The sequence below is a fragment of the Chlamydia psittaci 6BC genome, assembly GCF_000204255.1.
Lineage (GTDB): Bacteria > Chlamydiota > Chlamydiia > Chlamydiales > Chlamydiaceae > Chlamydia > Chlamydia psittaci.
The window spans coordinates 401,653-419,023 of the sequence record NC_017287.1 but is presented as its reverse complement, the minus strand read 5'-3'; the positions used below and the strand labels follow the sequence as shown (position 1 = coordinate 419,023).

Sequence of the window (17,371 nt, the reverse complement as noted above, 5' to 3'; positions counted from 1 at the left end):
TCATGTTCCGTAGAACTGGAAAAAATCCCTTTGAAGATGTTCAAACGTTATATGAAGAAGAAACATCTTCGCATTCTAATTATTCTTCTTATCCTAGATCTGAGCGTTTAGATTCCCCTCCAAATCTTTTTGACTCTCCAAAATCTCCAGAAACACGCCCTTTGTCTCCTACCTATCCTCTAAATGAAGAAGCACAAAAGTGGGTCCCTGTATCTTCTGAAGTAGATTCTTTGCTCTCATTTTCTGAAGAGCCTGAAACCACTTTAGGCGAAGGTGTAACATTTAAAGGTGAGTTAGCCTTTGATCGTTTGTTGCGTATTGATGGTACCTTTGAAGGGATCTTAGTTTCTAATGGGAAAATTATCATCGGCCCTAAAGGTTGCGTGAAAGCTGATATACAACTTCAAGAAGCCATTATCGAAGGTGCTGTCGAAGGGAATATTACAGTCAGCGGAAAATTAGAGCTCCGTGGTGAAGCTATAGTTAAAGGAGATATCCAAGCAGGGACTCTTTGCGTTGATGAAGGTGTTCGTCTTTTAGGCTATGTAGCTATTGTGGGAGTTAACTCAGAATCTCAGAAAGAAAAAGACTCATAAGGATTGCTGGCTGTGGAGCACATCGCTCAATAGTATCTTGCCATTCACGTGGCAAAGGATAATCTGATAAAATACATATAGCTCCTTCATTTACGTAGTTTTTCAATCTCCGTAACTCTCTTTCTAAAGGCAAAATCCCTCGATAAGGAATTCTTGTCTCCTGGGATAATTGTTTAGCAATGTCTTTAGGTATTTTTGATATAAGATAAAAAATCGCTTTAGGAAAAATTTGGTGAAGTTCCCACTGTCGTTTGATCACCTTGGTAAAAAAATGAATAGCTGGTGCCTTCCCTAGGCAAGCTTGAGAATATAGAGCGAGTACTTTTGTTGAAGGAACATAAAGACAAAAAGTTTTCCGAGAAAACGAAGGCAAACAATCACGACAAGTCCGTGTTTCTCCTATACCTAAAACACTATAACAATGTGGACAACGCCCTGCGACCTTTTCTACTTTTAAAGTTTCTAAACATCCCTGACATAAAAACTCTCCGGGCTTTCGACAACCATAACAGAGTTTCGGAAAAATTAAATGAAGGAAAAAACTCAAGAATCTCTGAATCACCGAAAATTTTTATTCCTAAAATTTTAATTAATTTGCTACGTTCTTAAACGTAGAAGCTTCAACTTCCCTCTCAGTAGCAATGCTTAAACGATTTGTTAATTCCATCTGGGAAATTTGTCAAAAAGACAAGTTTCAACGCTTTACTCCAGTTGCAGACGCTATTGATACGTTTTGCTACGAACCCATCCACAAATCTTCATCTCCACCATTCATTCGCGATGCTGTAGATGTTAAGCGTTGGATGATGCTTGTGGTTATTGCACTCTTTCCAGCGACATTCTTAGCTATATGGAATTCTGGTGTTCAGGCTTTAGTCTATGGCTCTGGAAATCCCCAGCTCATGGAATCATTTTTACATATCTCAGGATTTCGCAGTTATCTCTCCTTTATCTTTAATGACATAGGCATGTTTTCCGTGCTTTGGACGGGATGCAAAATTTTTCTTCCCTTACTCATCATTAGCTATTCAGTGGGAGGAGCTTGCGAAGTACTCTTTGCGGTTGTTAGAAGACATAAAATTGCTGAAGGACTACTCGTCACAGGGATCCTCTATCCCCTTACCTTACCTCCCACAATTCCTTATTGGATGGCCGCTTTAGGGATTGCTTTCGGTGTTGTTGTTAGTAAAGAATTGTTCGGTGGGACGGGAATGAATATTCTCAATCCTGCACTATCAGGAAGAGCTTTTCTATTTTTTACATTTCCAGCAAAGATGAGCGGTGATGTTTGGGTAGGAAGCAACCCAACACACATTAAAGACAGCCTGCTTACCATGAACGCAACAGCAGGAAAATCCATCATAGACGGCTTTTCGCAATCTACCTGCCTACAAACATTAAACTCTACACCACCTTCTGTAAAAAGAGTCCATGTAGATGCTATAGCCTCTAACATTTTACATATGACACACGTCCCCACACAAAATGTCATACAATCACAATTTTCGATCTGGGCAGAGTCTCATCCCGGATTGATGTTAGACAAGCTAACTTTAGAACAACTGCAAAACTTTGTGACCTCTCCATTAAGTGAAGGCGGTCTCGGCTTACTCCCCACGCAATTTGACTCAGCATATGCTATTACCGATGTGATCTATGGAATTGGGAAATTCTCTTCGGGAAACCTTTTCTGGGGGAACATTATCGGTTCCCTAGGAGAAACATCGACATTTGCCTGTTTACTCGGTGCTATATTCCTTGTGATTACAGGGATTGCCTCATGGAGAACGATGGTGTCTTTCGGTATAGGTGCTTTCGTCACAGCGTGGTTATTTAAGATTTTCAGTATTCTTATTGCTGGAAAACACGGAGCTTGGGCTCCTGCAAGATTCTTTATTCCAGCCTACCGTCAGTTATTCCTAGGAGGTTTAGCCTTCGGTCTCGTATTCATGGCGACAGATCCTGTATCATCACCAACCATGAAATTAGCAAAATGGATTTACGGATTATTCATTGGTTTTATGACCATAATTATCCGATTAATCAATCCTGCATATCCTGAAGGAGTTATGCTGGCCATTCTTCTTGGAAATGTATTTGCTCCTCTTCTTGATTACTTTGCTGTAAGAAAGTATAGACGAAGGAGAATTTAAACTATGTCCTCAGAGAAACCCAAACGCTATCTGAATCACACTTGGTATGTTACCCTTTTTATTTTTGTACTAAGTTTGTTCTCCAGCGTTTTCCTTTCTACTGTGTATTATGTTCTTGCTCCTTTTCAAGAACGCGCAGCGACTTTTGATCGCGATCAACAACTGCTCACTGCAGCTCATGTTTTAGACTTTTCAGGAAAATTTCAAATCTATGAGAAGGGTTCCTGGAAACTGGCCACGTATGACAAAAAATCCCAATTACTTAAAGTTGCTGACAAAAGTGCTCCGGTTGTCACAAGCTCTGTTTTAGACTCCTATACACAAGGATTTGTCCGTCCCTTACTTGCAGATAGACAAGGACAAATGTTTTCTTTTGAAGAGAAAAATATCAATGTCTCAGAGTTTATAGAAAAACATCAAAATGGACATTTCTATCAGCAGCCATTACTTTTATTTTATGTAGTCTTAGCAAATACAGAGCAAGCTAGAGTGATGAGCGCTGCTGAAGTTGTGAAAAATCCTTCCGTAATAGACGCTATTGTCATTCCTATTTCAGGATTTGGCTTGTGGGGGCCTATTTACGGCTATCTCGCTGTAGAAAATAATGGTGATACAGTATTAGGAACAGCGTGGTATCAACAAGGAGAAACTCCAGGATTAGGCGCCAATATTGCCAATCCCCAATGGCAAAAGCAATTTTATGGGAAAAAGATCTTTTTACAAGATGCTTCAGGAAATACAGATTTTTCAACGACTCCCCTGGGTCTTGAAGTAATCAAAGGATCAGTGCAATCCGCATTCGGGACATCTCCTAAAGCTCTCTCTTCTATCGATGGCATTTCTGGAGCTACGTTAACATGTAACGGTGTTACTGAAGCTTATGCCCAATCTTTAGCTCCCTATCGCAGTTTGTTGATGTCTTTCGCTAAACTTAATAACCGGGGAGATCAAAATGGCAGCAAATAAATCATACAAGAGTTATTTTCTTGATCCTCTTTGGAACAATAACCAACCCCTTATCGCTATTTTAGGGATTTGCTCTGCGTTGGCAGTAACAACAACAGTAAATACAGCAATTACTATGGGTCTTGCTGTAAGTTTCGTTACGGGATGTTCTTCTTTCTTTGTATCTTTATTACGGAAAGTCACTCCTGATAGCGTGCGTATGATCACCCAGCTAATTATCATTAGCTTATTTGTGATTGTCATTGATCAGTTCCTAAAGGCTTTTTTCTTTAATATCTCCAAGACACTTTCTGTTTTCGTCGGGTTAATTATCACGAACTGTATCGTCATGGGAAGAGCAGAAAGTTTAGCAAGAAATGTTCCACCTATTCCTGCTTTTTTAGATGGTTTTGCATCAGGATTAGGTTACGGTTGGGTATTAGTTGCTGTAAGTATAATAAGAGAATTCTTCGGCTTTGGGACAATTCTTGGAATACAACTGATTCCTAAATGTTTTTACGCCTCAGAAGCTCATCCCGATGGGTATGAAAACTTTGGTTTGATGGTTTTAGCTCCCTCAGCATTCTTCCTTTTAGGTATTATGATTTGGGGTGTAAATATTCTGAGATCTAAGAAGGAAAGAAGGTAGATCTATGTGGTTAGGTGAGTATACATGGCTAAATGTCTTTGGTATCTTTTTACAAGCCACCTTTATCCAAAACATCCTACTATCCAATTTTCTTGGGATGTGCAGCTATCTTGCCTGTTCAGCACGAGTCTCTACAGCTAACGGTTTAGGAATGTCCGTGGCATTGGTACTCACTGTCACTGGAAGTATTAACTGGTTCGTACACGCCTTTATCACAGGACCTAAAGCTTTAACTTGGATATCCCCTGCATTAGCTAACGTAAACTTAAATTTTCTAGAACTCATCATCTTCATCGTTGTGATTGCTGCTTTCACACAAATCCTGGAACTGTTTTTAGAAAAAGTATCAAGAAATCTCTACCTCTCCTTAGGAATCTTCCTCCCCCTAATCGCGGTAAACTGCGCAATCTTAGGCGGAGTACTCTTTGGCATCACACGCAACTATCCGTTTATTCCCATGATGATATTCTCTTTAGGCGCTGGAAGCGGCTGGTGGTTGGCGATCGTTTTGTTTGCCACTATTAAAGAAAAGCTCGCTTATTCTGATATTCCTAAAAATCTTCAGGGAATGGGAATCTCTTTCATTACTACAGGCCTTATCGCTATGGCTTTCATGAGTCTGACAGGTATTGATATCTCTAAACCCTCAGCCACAGTCGCGGTATCTGATGTCATAGAAACCAAAAAAGTCTCTTCGGCAGAAGTCAATGAGCTCAAACCGATAAAAAAAATACGCTCAGCTCAGCAACGCGCCGGCAAGACAAAAACTATAAATGCAAAAAAGGGAAAACCTCAGTAATTACGTAGTAGAAGCGTCTTCTATACTTCCCCTAGCAATTTCTGGAAATTGACATAACACGTGTTTCACTATAAACATAGCTATACACACAAGAGTACAGCAAGCAAAAAAAATTGCTGTATATAATGCTGCAGGAGTGATTGTAGGAGATTGAACAGTAAATATTGTCATCACGAGTATTGCCAGAGAGGTCAATAACACGGATAACACTCTTCGAAACGTTCTTAGCCCTTCGGATTCCCCTATCGGGCCTTCATGTAATTGATATAATAACGTCGCTGTAGTTGGAGTCTCTGCGGAGGGACGCTGAAATCTTTGGATACTAATGATCATAAGTCTTAATTCCTTTATCTAGTAGACTTCCTGCTACTACGTAAATGTTTTCATAACGACGAATCAGATGGTACTTCGCACACGAACAAACCAACGCCACAATAGTCATAGAAGTACACATAATCCATATCATTAACTGAATAGCGATTAATGGAGTCCCGAACAGTCCGTAGCAGGCAAAACCTATAACAGCTAAAGTTAATATTACCGTAACAAATGTTAAGATTTTAAGCTGCTTAGATAGCTGCAATCGGAGATTCGCCATCTCTGTAGGATTAGAGACGTTAACTATAGGCGAAGACATAGTGAAACTTGTTTTTTTATCTTTTAGGGAAAGATTTTACTCCTTCAAAAGATAAAAAAAAACTCTAATCCAAGTTCAAAAAATATAAACTATACAATATTTTTTTGAAAAGATAACCAGACTATTCTTTGGGAGAAAGATTTTGTATATTTAATTTTTGATCTAATTTAACGATTACAAACCAGCCAGCTTCTTCGGGAGAATGATTAAGAAGCCGTACGTCCTCTTTGAGATTCTCATTAACTTCAAGAATTTCTCCAGAAACCGGACTTAATACCTCAATAGCAGATTTCGAAGACTCCAAAATAACAAGAACCTCGCCTTCCTTACAGAAGCTTCCTGGATCCGGCAGGTCAATATGAAGGATTTGTCCCAGGTTTTCTCTCATCCTAGACGTCAATCCTAGACGTACAATATCCTCGTGTATGGGGTCGATCCACACATGATAATCAGAATACCACATTATCTGACTCCTTCATCAATAAAATGTTCTATATAACTACCAAGGATTTCTTCGTTTAAATGGTTTTTAGTCAGGAACAACTTTTCCACACTAGCAGGCTCAACACATCTTTGGTGAGATAAACATTTATAGAAAAATGGACCTTCGTCAGAGTTAAACTCAACACTAGATAATGCCCCCTCCTCCATAGACGCTAAGACAGGATAGGGCTGAGGAATATTTTGATCCCCACGAGTAAATATTTTGATAGATTTTTCAAGATTCCAAGAAAGAGTGCCCGGCTGATATGTACCCTCTCTATGTTCCTCGATGAGCGACCAAAGCCGCTTTTGCCATAAGTTACTGTTCTCTTCTTCTTGATATCGTGATTTTAAAGCAGCAACCACTCTATCTATATGCGAAATATGTTTATGAGAGGAAACCAATGCCTTGGCAAGACCTTTACGTAAAACTTCACGATAAGGAATCACTTCTTCTCCTTCAAAGCATGTATCCACTATAAAAGTGTAATAATGTTCGCCATCTTGACTATAGGCTTCTACCACCTCATTATCTAACAACAACTTGGCCAACTCATTCCCATCTAGAATGCCTTCTAAGACACTATCTTTCCCTGAAGAGAGGAAAACTTCATGATTTTTCTGTTCACATTGAGCTAACCCCTCCATGATTCTTTTAGGAGAGGATCTGAGTATCTCTTTTCTTGTGAAAGAATAGGTCTTTTCCACAAGGGAAGGTTTAAGAGTTTGGAAATCCTTGCTCGAACTACATGTCTCAATTTTAGGAAATTGTTGGAGTAGAACTTGGAAATTTTCAGGATTTTGCTGCCACTGGTGCACCTCAACCATAGGAACTTTGGTTTCCAGATCCTGAAGTTTCACGCTCTTGTAAGAAACTAAAAACCTCCGTCCTACTAACCTGGGCTCTTTAGCTTTTATCGTTTTAATAGGCAAAGTATACCGAGGGACACTAAGACAATCCTTTATAGGCTCGCCCACAAGACTAATGTAAATTTCAAAAGCTTCTAGATCCTCTTTATTCTTAAATTGATACTCCCGAGGAAGTTTGACCATTTCTACAGACGTAGAGTCTCTACCCATGGAGAAGAACTCTTGCAAAGGACGATAATCAAAAGTTACGCTACCCTCTAATTGTAAGAAAGCTCTCTTACATAACAGAATCTCACGATATATATTGAAAAATTCTGCTTCGCTGACTCCCATAAAATCAAAATAAGAAGCAACAAACTGATCAAAGCTTAAAGTCAGGCCCGCGTGTTTACTTAACTTCGTAAAAGCTTGTCTGGCTTTGTCTTGAAAATCTTGTTGAGCTTCTTTTAAGGAAGGCATAGCCACATGTTTTTTCTGCTCATTGACAAAACGCAATAAAGCTTCAACAGCAGCAGAAACATACGCATCACCAAACCAATCAGAAATGTTTCTATAACCAAATAAATGCAGATCCTTGCCCTGAACTAAGGCGGGATCTTGAGGAAGATTAAACATCTGCCTACGATATTCAAGCATTTGTTTAAGAATATAATGAGGGAATTTCTTTTCTTCTAAAAACAGCTGAACCCTAGCGACAAAGCCTTCAGGAGATACAGGATCATGGATTTCCTGCAAAGCAATTAAAGCTTGATATAAACGTGGTGCTGAGGATTTCCACACCTCTTCGGAAGAAATAAAAGGAGTGTCGAATCGTCGATACGCCTGATAGTTTTTTTCTTTTTTAAAGGCTGGATAATTCTGAGAATATACTTTTAAAAACAGCTTTTCCCCTAACTTATTCGTGAGAAACCGCTCTGTTAATAAACCTTCATTTAAGAAGTTCCACTCTTGAGGGTTCCCTGTAAAAGGATAAGCTTCGTTTGTGAAGAATCTCTTAAAAGCTAAAAATTCTTTCTCAGAATATTTTTTACCCGGAACAGAAAAAACAACTTTCTTAGAGCCACGGGAAGATTCTCCTGGATAGCGTCCCCAACCTATGCCTATACCTGATACGCATACGCCAACAATAACCAAACCAATGAATTTTTTCTGATGCTTATAAAAGAACGCTAGCAAAGCCACCCTCTTGGAATAAACAGTAAAAAACTTAGTGTAAACTATTGATCGGAAAAAACCAAGAAGGATCCCCTGAGAACCAGAAAAGAGAAGTTCTCTTTTCCCAATAGGATGGTCAACTCCTATTTAAGCTGGCATAAAATTAATCTGTAAATGACCAAGAAGATTATACATCGGATCGAAATACCAATCGAGAATTTCAGAATGCTCTACAGGTTTGGATAAACTCAAATCTTTCTTAAAGACGACATTGGCTTTAGCAGCAACTTCTGGAGAATCAATTAATATGATACCTTCATAATCGAAAAGATCACTTTTCTTTCCAAAATTGTAGCTACCTATTACAAACACACGATCGTCTACAATCATACATTTTTTATGTAACTGTGTATCTCGAACGTAATATTCGTTTATAAATAGGGAAGAACTCGGCTGTTTTTTAGAAAAAACGAACTTTTTCCATAATGCCGGGCGTTCACCATAAGATAGAAAGAAATAGTTCATACGATTTCCCCAAGCATATACTTCGGTCAGTTTGGGACTATTTTCATTGGATCCATTCGTAATAACTTCTGTATGTACTTTACGACTCAAAGACGCTGATCTCAAACTCTCAAGAATTTTGTCGTTAGGAATGAAGTACATATTCGCAATTTTTATAGACTTCTTTGCGTTATCTATTAAGTCTATGTATCCTTGAGTAATCGCGTTGTTGCTCTCATCGGGTCCTGAAAAAATCACACGAATGTTTTTCAAATCTGTAGAGACTAGATCTGAGTTTTCTTCGATTTCACGACAATACGTGGCTTGAGCGTCTTCTATAGCAAGCTGTGGGAAAGGAAGAGCGCGAAAATCATCGACATTTTTATTAAACCAAGGTCTCTCTGCATAAGCACTCCAAAGCGCATAATGCGCATGATATTCCTTTCTTAATTCGGTACCGAGTTGTGCAGAACTCACGGTAATATCCTGGTCACGAAATGCTAAAGGTCTGTGAATGCCTCCGATAACCAGCCGAGGAGACTCTACCGGTTCAGGAATAGAATCCCCTCGGGTACACATAAAATCTTCAAAATTTGTCCCCCCCATAAAAATATACTTTCCATCGACGATAGAAATCTTCACATGACTTTCTATAACATTAGGAGAAAGAATACTGGGTCCAGGAGGACATCCCGTAAATAAGTAAAAGAAACGATCAGGCCAACGCGATTTTATACTCTCAAGAACACTCTTATCATCGCTATCAATAAATGTGGGTTGGATAAGAAGATAGGCGCGTAGTTCAGAAATGAGCGCCATACGTGCATCTATATGCTCGATGATCTCTTTTAATAAGTTCCCTCCTGCCATACAAGGAGATAATTCAATGTAATGATTCGCCACATCTATAGCAGACAAAATGCTTTCATACACTTCAACGCTATTATCATGAACAATAACACCCGCATGTTCTTTAGATTCAGGAAAATGCACTATAAAAGCAGGAGCATCTTTTGTGATAAACACAAAAACAAGTGCTATAATTAAGCTCCATCGCATTTTATTCATAAACAACCACGTGAAAATATTTGAATTAGCCCCTCTTTAATTTCTCTTCTTGCTTCTAAAAGATCTGATGAAGGTGCTGACAGACCTAAAGGAAAAAAGGCACGTTTCTCAATTGCCGGGACGATAATATCAATGACCTCTGGCAAAAGAAATGTTTCATAAAACTCTAAAGAACTGCCCGATAAAAATACGGACCCTTGATGCAAAAATCCTTGTTTAACAGTACGCTGAGCTGCACCACCTACTTTCTTATCTCCCATCAAAATATCGTATTTTGAGGCTCTGGCCATACAAAAATTCGAAGTTTTTGGGTGATGCATATCCTCATCAAAAGAAAGAGATCCTTTTATCCGGAAAACCCTACTCAAAACCTGTAATACCATCTGATTTACCGTATAATAGTTTTCTAATACTGTAGGTGCATACAGAGGATGTTCCGATGAGACTAGTAAAGAAAATGCATAATCTCCATGATGGAAAACAAACCCTCCTCCTGTAGGTCGGACAGCAGCATCCATACCGAGAGCGGCCCTATTATCAATTAAAAATTTTTCTGGACGCATGAAGAGGCCGTAAGTCAGAGGGTAGAGACTATCCCACTCATATAGGTGAAGAATTACCTCCCCCTTTTTGAGGTGTTCGAGTAAATACTTATCTCTGGCCATGTGAGTCTCAGCACTCCCTTTTCCAGAATCTACTATGCGAACGGTCATAACTAAAAAGGTGGGCATTCGTTAAAAATGTAGAAATAGTATAACATCGATGAGGATTCTTTGCTATTTTTGTGAAAAAAATTCTTTGGTCTCGGGAATACTCTATCCGTCTATCGAAGAGTTGCATCATTATTTTAAATTTCGTATATGCTTAAGGAAAGTTCTACCCGGTCTTTTAGGTTTTTATGTTTGAGAAGTTTACTAACAGAGCAAAACAAGTCATTAAATTGGCTAAAAAAGAAGCTCAGAGGTTAAATCATAACTATCTAGGCACAGAGCACATACTTCTAGGCCTACTCAAACTAGGTCAAGGCGTAGCTGTCAATGTATTGCGTAATTTAGGGGTAGACTTTGACACTGCCAAGCAAGAAGTCGAACGCTTGATCGGTTATGGACCAGAAATCCAAGTTTACGGCGATCCCGCTCTGACTGGCAGAGTAAAAAAATCTTTTGAATCAGCGAATGAAGAAGCTGGAATCTTAGAGCATAATTACGTCGGCACAGAACACCTGCTTTTAGGTATTTTAAACCAAGCTGACGGTGTTGCTCTACAAGTTTTGGAAAATTTACATATTGATCCTAGAGAAGTTCGCAAAGAAATTCTTAAAGAATTAGAGACGTTTAATCTTCAGCTCCCACCTGCATCTTCGTCGAATCCCAGAGGGAGTACTTCATCATCTTCCAAATCTTCCTCTCTTGGTCATACTTTAGGTGGAGACAAAAGCGATAAATTATCAGCATTAAAAGCCTATGGTTATGATTTAACAGAGATGTTTCGCGAGTCTAAACTCGATCCTGTTATTGGCCGTTCTACAGAAGTGGAACGTTTAATTTTAATCTTATGCCGCAGAAGGAAAAACAACCCTGTACTTATCGGTGAAGCCGGTGTCGGAAAAACCGCTATTGTTGAAGGCTTAGCACAAAAAATTATTTCTAATGAAGTGCCTGATACTTTACGTAAAAAGCGTTTAATCACTTTAGATCTAGCCTTAATGATCGCGGGAACAAAGTATCGGGGTCAATTTGAAGAACGTATCAAAGCCGTTATGGACGAAGTCCGTAAACATGGCAATATCCTGTTGTTTATCGATGAGCTGCATACAATTGTAGGCGCTGGCGCTGCGGAAGGAGCTATTGATGCTTCTAACATTTTAAAGCCAGCACTAGCACGTGGTGAGATCCAGTGTATTGGAGCGACAACAATAGATGAATACCGCAAACATATTGAAAAAGACGCGGCTTTAGAACGTAGATTCCAGAAAATTATTGTCCAACCCCCAAGTGTGGACGAAACTATAGAGATTCTACGTGGCTTAAAAAAGAAATATGAAGAACATCATAATGTTTCTATTACAGAAGAAGCGTTGAAAGCAGCAGCTACGCTATCTGATCAATATGTTCACGGACGCTTCCTCCCAGATAAAGCGATTGATTTACTTGATGAGGCTGGAGCACGAGTACGTGTAAACACTATGGATCAGCCCACAGAGTTAATGAAGCTCGAAGCTGAGATTGAAACAACGAAATTAGCTAAAGAGCAAGCTATTGGCACTCAAGAATATGAAAAAGCTGCAGGATTACGCGACGAAGAGAAAAAGCTTCGTGAACGTCTTGCCAATATGAAGCAAGAGTGGGAGAATCACAAAGAAGAACATCAAATTCCCGTTGATGAGGAAGCTGTTGCTCAAGTTGTTTCCTTGCAAACAGGCATCCCTTCTGCACGACTTACTGAAGCAGAGAGCGAAAAACTCTTAAAACTTGAAGATACTCTACGTAAGAAAGTCATAGGTCAAGATCAAGCTGTAGCGAGTATCTGTCGAGCAATTCGACGCTCAAGAACAGGAATTAAAGATCCTAACCGTCCTACAGGTTCCTTCTTATTCCTAGGACCTACTGGAGTTGGAAAAACACTACTTGCTCAACAAATCGCTATTGAAATGTTTGGCGGTGAAGATGCTTTAATTCAAGTAGACATGTCTGAGTACATGGAAAAATTCGCTGCTACAAAAATGATGGGATCACCTCCAGGATATGTTGGTCATGAGGAAGGTGGACATCTTACAGAACAAGTGCGTCGTCGTCCTTATTGTGTTGTGCTATTCGATGAGATTGAAAAAGCTCATCCAGACATCATGGATTTAATGTTGCAGATCTTAGAGCAAGGACGTCTCACAGATTCGTTTGGTCGCAAGGTAGATTTTCGTCATGCAATTATCATCATGACTTCAAACTTAGGCGCCGACTTAATTAAGAAAAGCGGAGAAATCGGTTTCGGTGCTCGTTCCAATTTCGATTACAAAGTGATTCAAGAAAAAATTGAAAATGCTGTGAAGAAACATTTAAAACCGGAATTTATTAACCGTTTAGATGAAAGTGTGATCTTCCGTCCTTTAGAAAAATCAGCGTTATCTGAAATCATCCATTTGGAAATTAACAAACTCGATTCTCGCTTGAAAAATTACCAGATGGCATTAAGTATTCCAGATTCTGTGATTTCTTTCTTAGTAACGAAAGGACATTCTCCGGAAATGGGAGCACGGCCTTTACGTCGGGTTATTGAACAGTATCTTGAAGATCCTCTTGCAGAACTCTTGCTGAAGGAATCTTGTCGTCAGGAAGCGCGAAAGCTACGTGCCCATCTCATTGAAGATCGTGTAACTTTCGAGCGCTATGAAGAACAAGCTGAAAACGTTGCGGCAACTATACCAAATGTGGAGTCATAGACACTTCTATGACCCCTCCCCCCAGGCATCTCTCCCCATCATAAAATGCGATGGTTTGTCCTGGGGTGATTGCTTTAACAGGAGAAGCAAAGCGCACGCGCACTTTATCTTGTTCTCCCGTATGTAGAATTTCACATTCTTCATCTTCGGAACGGTAGCGTACCTTAGCACTACACCTCGTTATAGATTCTGGAGAAACAAACCAATTCAATTCTTTAGCTGTAAGTTCCTGTTGATAAAGTAGAGGATGATCTTCCCCTCGTACGATATAAACAATATTCTTCTCCATATCCTTGCCCACAACATAACAAGGTTTTTCAGAGCCGCCAATATCTAAACCTCGGCGTTGCCCTATAGTGTAGTAATGGGCTCCTTCATGACTCCCGACGATTTTCTGAGAATCATAATCCATGATATCTCCCTCTAAATTGGGAACAAACTGTTCAAGAAAACTTTTAAACGGCCGCTTCCCTATAAAACAGATACCCGTGCTGTCTCTTTTTTGAGCTGTTGCCAGTCCGGCTTGGGCAGCTATAGCGCGTACTTCAGTTTTTGTCATGTCGCCCAAAGGGAAAAGGACATTTTTCAAAGACTCTTGGCGCGTGCCACAAAGGAAATAACTTTGATCTTTATGTGGATCCTTCCCACGAAGTAATTCTACTCCTTGCCTCCTTACATCTAATCGGCAGTAATGTCCTGTAGCAAGGAAATCCCCTCCTAGCTCGACAACTTTCTTCTGAAGTAAATCAAATTTTATTTCACGATTGCAAAGAACGTCAGGATTGGGTGTATAACCTTGAGAATATTCTTTAAGGAAACGTGAGAATACCCTTTCACGGTACTCTCTAGCAAAAGATACCGTATAATAGGGAATGTCCAACTGCTCAGCGACTCTTTCAACATCTTCATAATCTTTAGCTGTGGAACATAAACCATTGCTATCTTCTTCTTCCCAGTTCTTCATAAAAATCCCTAGGACCCTATAGGAAGTCATTTTTTTTAAAAGATAAGCAACTACGGAGGAATCTACTCCTCCAGACATAGCAACAACAACAGTTTTATTCATAAATAATTAGAAAACAAAAGAATTACTTTATGTTACGTGTTGAATAAAATGAATACTTTCTTTAGATTTTTTTGCTATATTTTAAGGAATTCTGTGGTATTAAGTCTTTCTAATTCTATTCCCCAAACGCTTCTCTCTTTACCAAACCAAAGTTCTCTTCTTTTCAACGCGGAAAGGGATGCTACTGTATTACAAAAAAAAGTTGCTATTTTCATTGAGCAAAGCTCTTCTTCTTATATTTTAGCTATTATACTTTTGATTGGTACCATGATAGGAGGCAGTATAGTTGTTGCTTTTGGATGTATTTCTAAGAGTCTTCCTGAAATGATTGGAGGGATGACTGTGATGGTTGCATCCTTAGTCTGTATATTTCTACTTATTAGCATGATTTATCTGATCAAGTGTTTACCATCTAAAGTGCAACAAACCATCACTCTCGTGAATAACAAAACGTCGTCACTTTCTTCTTTTCAGTTACTTCAAGATGCCTATTCAAAACTGATTTACTCAATTATAGATAAGGAACAACGTATAGAACGGCTAAAACAAGAAGAACACCGCTTACTACTTAGATTGCAAAGATGGCAAGAAATCACTCATGCAACTCAGGAAATGCCTTCTTCTCCGTCGAATAACCATAATTTAATAAGTTGATTTTCATTGTCATGATACTCTTGCCCATATCTTCAGAAAATAAAACTGTTCTTCTCATTCCCTGGGATAATTATCGTACGAGTCTCATATTGCGTACTACAGTCTGTTTTACTATAGCAGTACTCACATGTTTAGGATCGATTGCTTTGATGAGCTATGCTATCATCAATGGAAATTGGGTATTTTTTGGAATGAGCTTAGGTATAATTCTCCTGCTTATTTCCGTTGCTCTTATTTTGGATTTACCGGTGAAAAATAAGTTTTTTGGGACTACATTAACTAACGAAATCTCTCAGGATATATCGAATGTAGGTGTAGAATCTATTGAAAAATGTCGTGTCGCGTTCGCGAATATACGCAATACATTTATTCCAAATATGCGTGATTTGCATAACAAACTATTAAATGACTACGACACAGTGATCTCTAACAAAGAAGAGCAAATTCGCAATCTCTCTAGCAGTTTAGAGTCTCTGGTGCATGATAAACAGCAAGAGTTGTCCAGCTGGATAGAAAGAAATCCCCAGGCTTATCAAACCCAAACATTACGCGAGCAGTTAGATCGTTGGAATTCTTACGAACAAAAAGGTACCCCCGTACGCAACAAGATACCTTCTTGCTAATGTTATCTTATGAAGATTCCGTTAGGTCATGTTCTACTAATGAAACTAATCGCATTTGCATTCCAACTAAATGATTAAGAATTTCATGACAATCGCTGGATACGTTATGCCAAATATCAATTATCTGGTCTGCAAATAGCTCAATCCGTTGTTTTCCTGCTTGAAGCTCTTCGAAAAGATTTTCAATGCGAGCAATATCTGCTTTCATACGTAGTATATCATTTCGATAAGAGCGAAGGACTTTGTTTACATCCTCATTTAAGATGAGATAATCTTCCTCATTCATTACTGTGGGTTTTGCCGACCACATAGTCTCGAGAGCACGTTTACCCGAAGGGCTCCACCCATCACCAAATGCTAGCTCATCTTCATCTAAGTATTGAGAATAATCACCTAGGGAAATTTCCCCTCGTTGATCTTTTTGCCGTCTTTCTCGAGCGGCTTGTACCCCTTTAGCGACCATCTCATCAAAGCCTGCTGTATCGCTCAATAATCCTGCGCGATCAGAAGAAGGAACTTGAGGATAGTACATCTCTCCCTCTGAAGCATTCTTAAGATCCGAAAGTTGAAGTATGGTTTTTTCTAAACTATCCGCACGTCTTTGATAACTTTCACTTGTATGTTTGTATTTAAACTCTATTTCATCAAGATGTTCATTTAACATCTGTAAAGCATCACGGACTTTGTTGTAATCCTGATAAAAATCTTTATGATCTAAAGTCATTCTTTGATCAGCTTGTAATGAAGTTCTCAACATGCCCATAAGAACATGTTGATGACGGGTCATATCTTTAAGCGCATCGATATCTATTTCTGATTTTAAATCGTTGAGTAACTGTTTTTTGTTTGTCTTGGATCTCTTTAATATTGTTTTTATTGCGTAAGATAATCCCAGAATGGCTAAACCTATGCCTATTGCTGAGGCGAGAATTAACGGAAAAGCTAATATCCCCCCAGGAATGAATGCAGCAATAACACCAACAGCAGCAATACCTCCAGCTACTAAACCTAGAGTAACCCCAGTATGAACTTTCGACATTGTCTTACTTAGTGGCTGTAATTTTAAAGAAAAGACCCCGCCACCCTGAGACAACTTGGAAATAATACTATTTCCTAATTTGATTAGGAGATCATTCTTTCTTATAGAAGTTGGATAACTATCATCTCTTTGTGCGTAATCCTCTTCAGAATAGACTTCTTGGCGTCCCTCTAGTAAACTTGTACACATGATATAATCTCCGGTAATCCGGTCTAAATTTTCAATCAGTTCAAGTCCTTCTTCTCTGCCCATCTGTTTTAGGATGCTTCTTTCATGCTTACCTATGCGCATGTTTAAATTCGCAAACCTATCCACCATCTTATTGTACTTAGGCCAAATGCTTTCGTTTGTCTGATGTCCTACCTCTATCTCCTCAGATTTTTCCTGGATTAAGATATTCTGACGCTTCTTCTCGATAGCAGCCTTCTTCACGCTACTGGCCAAAGAGTTGATAGAAGTAAAAAGCGCACTTCCTCCTATACCGAGCAAAACTCCTCCTAATGCCATAGAAATAGGCAAACCTACGGGAGTAGCTACCACCAGAAATACTGAAGAAACTACAGCTAAAATAGAGAGGATAATTCCCACAATCTGAAGCGCTCGAGCAACTTTAGGATTATGATCTAGAAAGGATTTTCCAATCTCGATCTGGTTTAACCTAGAGCTCTGATGTATTGGATGTTGTTCAGACATA

The 17,371-nt window shown here is 39.1% G+C and carries 17 protein-coding genes; 8 read left to right on the top strand and 9 right to left on the bottom strand.

All coding sequences use genetic code 11. The features are described 5' to 3' along the window. Nucleotides 1-2 precede the first annotated feature (2 nt). On the top strand, nucleotides 3-596 hold the full coding sequence (locus tag G5O_RS06995) for a bactofilin family protein (RefSeq protein WP_006343042.1): 594 nt from the start codon (nucleotides 3-5) through the stop codon (nucleotides 594-596). Here the strand turns inward: G5O_RS06995 and G5O_RS06990 are convergent. Next, complete coding sequence (locus G5O_RS06990) at nucleotides 562-1,158, bottom strand: hypothetical protein (protein WP_006343041.1); 597 nt, start codon at nucleotides 1,156-1,158, stop codon at nucleotides 562-564. The two genes, G5O_RS06995 and G5O_RS06990, sit on opposite strands and share 35 nt — an antisense overlap. 79 nt (nucleotides 1,159-1,237) lie before the next feature. Between G5O_RS06990 and G5O_RS06985 the strand changes: the two genes are divergently transcribed. The 4 genes from G5O_RS06985 to nqrE are packed head-to-tail and all read left to right on the top strand — an operon-like array spanning nucleotide 1,238 to nucleotide 5,142. Then, a complete protein-coding gene (locus G5O_RS06985) occupies nucleotides 1,238-2,749 on the top strand; it encodes a Na(+)-transporting NADH-quinone reductase subunit B (protein WP_006343040.1) in 1,512 nt (503 codons plus the stop codon). 3 nt (nucleotides 2,750-2,752) lie between these two features. Further along, entirely contained in the window at nucleotides 2,753-3,715 is a 963-nt protein-coding gene (locus G5O_RS06980) for a Na(+)-translocating NADH-quinone reductase subunit C (protein WP_006343039.1), read from the top strand. Beyond that, nucleotides 3,702-4,343, top strand: coding sequence for an NADH:ubiquinone reductase (Na(+)-transporting) subunit D (nqrD, locus tag G5O_RS06975; RefSeq protein ID WP_006343038.1), 642 nt, complete (start codon nucleotides 3,702-3,704; stop codon nucleotides 4,341-4,343). The genes G5O_RS06980 and nqrD overlap by 14 nt, the downstream gene beginning before the upstream one ends. A gap of 4 nt (nucleotides 4,344-4,347) precedes the next feature. Continuing rightward, nucleotides 4,348-5,142, top strand: a complete 795-nt coding sequence (gene nqrE / locus G5O_RS06970) for an NADH:ubiquinone reductase (Na(+)-transporting) subunit E (protein ID WP_006343037.1) — start codon at nucleotides 4,348-4,350, stop codon at nucleotides 5,140-5,142. Here nqrE and G5O_RS06965 read toward each other — a convergent pair whose 3' ends face one another. The 6 genes from G5O_RS06965 to G5O_RS06940 form a co-directional block, all read right to left on the bottom strand. Further along, nucleotides 5,143-5,475 carry a membrane protein gene (locus G5O_RS06965; protein ID WP_006343036.1) on the bottom strand — a complete coding sequence of 111 codons (333 nt, stop codon included), beginning with the start codon at nucleotides 5,473-5,475 and terminating at the stop codon, nucleotides 5,143-5,145. After that, nucleotides 5,465-5,779, bottom strand: coding sequence for a hypothetical protein (locus tag G5O_RS06960; protein WP_013462636.1), 315 nt, complete (start codon nucleotides 5,777-5,779; stop codon nucleotides 5,465-5,467). The genes G5O_RS06965 and G5O_RS06960 overlap by 11 nt, the downstream gene beginning before the upstream one ends. A 121-nt stretch (nucleotides 5,780-5,900) precedes the next feature. Then, on the bottom strand, nucleotides 5,901-6,242 hold the full coding sequence (locus tag G5O_RS06955; protein ID WP_006343035.1) for a glycine cleavage protein H-like protein: 342 nt from the start codon (nucleotides 6,240-6,242) through the stop codon (nucleotides 5,901-5,903). Next, nucleotides 6,242-8,308 (bottom strand): hypothetical protein, encoded by a 2,067-nt coding sequence (locus G5O_RS06950; RefSeq protein WP_006343034.1) that lies wholly within the window; start codon nucleotides 8,306-8,308, stop codon nucleotides 6,242-6,244. Before G5O_RS06950 ends, G5O_RS06955 begins: the two co-directional genes overlap by 1 nt. 126 nt (nucleotides 8,309-8,434) lie before the next feature. Beyond that, nucleotides 8,435-9,859, bottom strand: a complete 1,425-nt coding sequence (locus tag G5O_RS06945; RefSeq protein WP_013747347.1) for a phospholipase D-like domain-containing protein — start codon at nucleotides 9,857-9,859, stop codon at nucleotides 8,435-8,437. After that, a complete protein-coding gene (locus G5O_RS06940; protein ID WP_014518354.1) occupies nucleotides 9,856-10,572 on the bottom strand; it encodes a lipoyl protein ligase domain-containing protein in 717 nt (238 codons plus the stop codon). Before G5O_RS06940 ends, G5O_RS06945 begins: the two co-directional genes overlap by 4 nt. Before the next feature lie 185 nt (nucleotides 10,573-10,757). Here G5O_RS06940 and G5O_RS06935 point away from each other — a divergent pair, with 185 nt between their 5' ends. Then, nucleotides 10,758-13,295 carry an ATP-dependent Clp protease ATP-binding subunit gene (locus G5O_RS06935; RefSeq protein ID WP_006343031.1) on the top strand — a complete coding sequence of 846 codons (2,538 nt, stop codon included), beginning with the start codon at nucleotides 10,758-10,760 and terminating at the stop codon, nucleotides 13,293-13,295. Here the strand turns inward: G5O_RS06935 and mnmA are convergent. Beyond that, nucleotides 13,273-14,361, bottom strand: a complete 1,089-nt coding sequence (gene mnmA / locus G5O_RS06930) for a tRNA 2-thiouridine(34) synthase MnmA (RefSeq protein WP_006343030.1) — start codon at nucleotides 14,359-14,361, stop codon at nucleotides 13,273-13,275. The two genes, G5O_RS06935 and mnmA, sit on opposite strands and share 23 nt — an antisense overlap. A gap of 93 nt (nucleotides 14,362-14,454) precedes the next feature. On the opposite strand from mnmA, the gene G5O_RS06925 reads away from it, so the two are divergent. Together G5O_RS06925 and G5O_RS06920 are read left to right on the top strand one after the other, a co-directional pair. After that, nucleotides 14,455-15,015 carry a hypothetical protein gene (locus G5O_RS06925; protein WP_006343029.1) on the top strand — a complete coding sequence of 187 codons (561 nt, stop codon included), beginning with the start codon at nucleotides 14,455-14,457 and terminating at the stop codon, nucleotides 15,013-15,015. A gap of 11 nt (nucleotides 15,016-15,026) precedes the next feature. Continuing rightward, nucleotides 15,027-15,638 (top strand): hypothetical protein, encoded by a 612-nt coding sequence (locus G5O_RS06920; protein ID WP_006343028.1) that lies wholly within the window; start codon nucleotides 15,027-15,029, stop codon nucleotides 15,636-15,638. A gap of 7 nt (nucleotides 15,639-15,645) precedes the next feature. Here the strand turns inward: G5O_RS06920 and G5O_RS06915 are convergent, their stop codons facing one another. Further along, complete coding sequence (locus tag G5O_RS06915) at nucleotides 15,646-17,370, bottom strand: stage II sporulation protein M (RefSeq protein WP_006343027.1); 1,725 nt, start codon at nucleotides 17,368-17,370, stop codon at nucleotides 15,646-15,648. Between the last annotated feature and the right edge of the window lies 1 nt (nucleotide 17,371).

Coding starts and splice junctions, on each gene's coding strand:
- G5O_RS06995 (WP_006343042.1), top strand. CDS start 3: ATGTTCCGTAGAACTGGAAAAAATCCCTTTGAAGATGTTCAAACGTTA.
- G5O_RS06985 (WP_006343040.1), top strand. CDS start 1,238: ATGCTTAAACGATTTGTTAATTCCATCTGGGAAATTTGTCAAAAAGAC.
- G5O_RS06980 (WP_006343039.1), top strand. CDS start 2,753: ATGTCCTCAGAGAAACCCAAACGCTATCTGAATCACACTTGGTATGTT.
- nqrD (WP_006343038.1), top strand. CDS start 3,702: ATGGCAGCAAATAAATCATACAAGAGTTATTTTCTTGATCCTCTTTGG.
- nqrE (WP_006343037.1), top strand. CDS start 4,348: ATGTGGTTAGGTGAGTATACATGGCTAAATGTCTTTGGTATCTTTTTA.
- G5O_RS06965 (WP_006343036.1), bottom strand. CDS start 5,475: ATGATCATTAGTATCCAAAGATTTCAGCGTCCCTCCGCAGAGACTCCA.
- G5O_RS06960 (WP_013462636.1), bottom strand. CDS start 5,779: ATGTCTTCGCCTATAGTTAACGTCTCTAATCCTACAGAGATGGCGAAT.
- G5O_RS06955 (WP_006343035.1), bottom strand. CDS start 6,242: ATGTGGTATTCTGATTATCATGTGTGGATCGACCCCATACACGAGGAT.
- G5O_RS06945 (WP_013747347.1), bottom strand. CDS start 9,859: ATGAATAAAATGCGATGGAGCTTAATTATAGCACTTGTTTTTGTGTTT.
- G5O_RS06940 (WP_014518354.1), bottom strand. CDS start 10,572: ATGACCGTTCGCATAGTAGATTCTGGAAAAGGGAGTGCTGAGACTCAC.
- G5O_RS06935 (WP_006343031.1), top strand. CDS start 10,758: ATGTTTGAGAAGTTTACTAACAGAGCAAAACAAGTCATTAAATTGGCT.
- mnmA (WP_006343030.1), bottom strand. CDS start 14,361: ATGAATAAAACTGTTGTTGTTGCTATGTCTGGAGGAGTAGATTCCTCC.
- G5O_RS06920 (WP_006343028.1), top strand. CDS start 15,027: ATGATACTCTTGCCCATATCTTCAGAAAATAAAACTGTTCTTCTCATT.
- G5O_RS06915 (WP_006343027.1), bottom strand. CDS start 17,370: ATGTCTGAACAACATCCAATACATCAGAGCTCTAGGTTAAACCAGATC.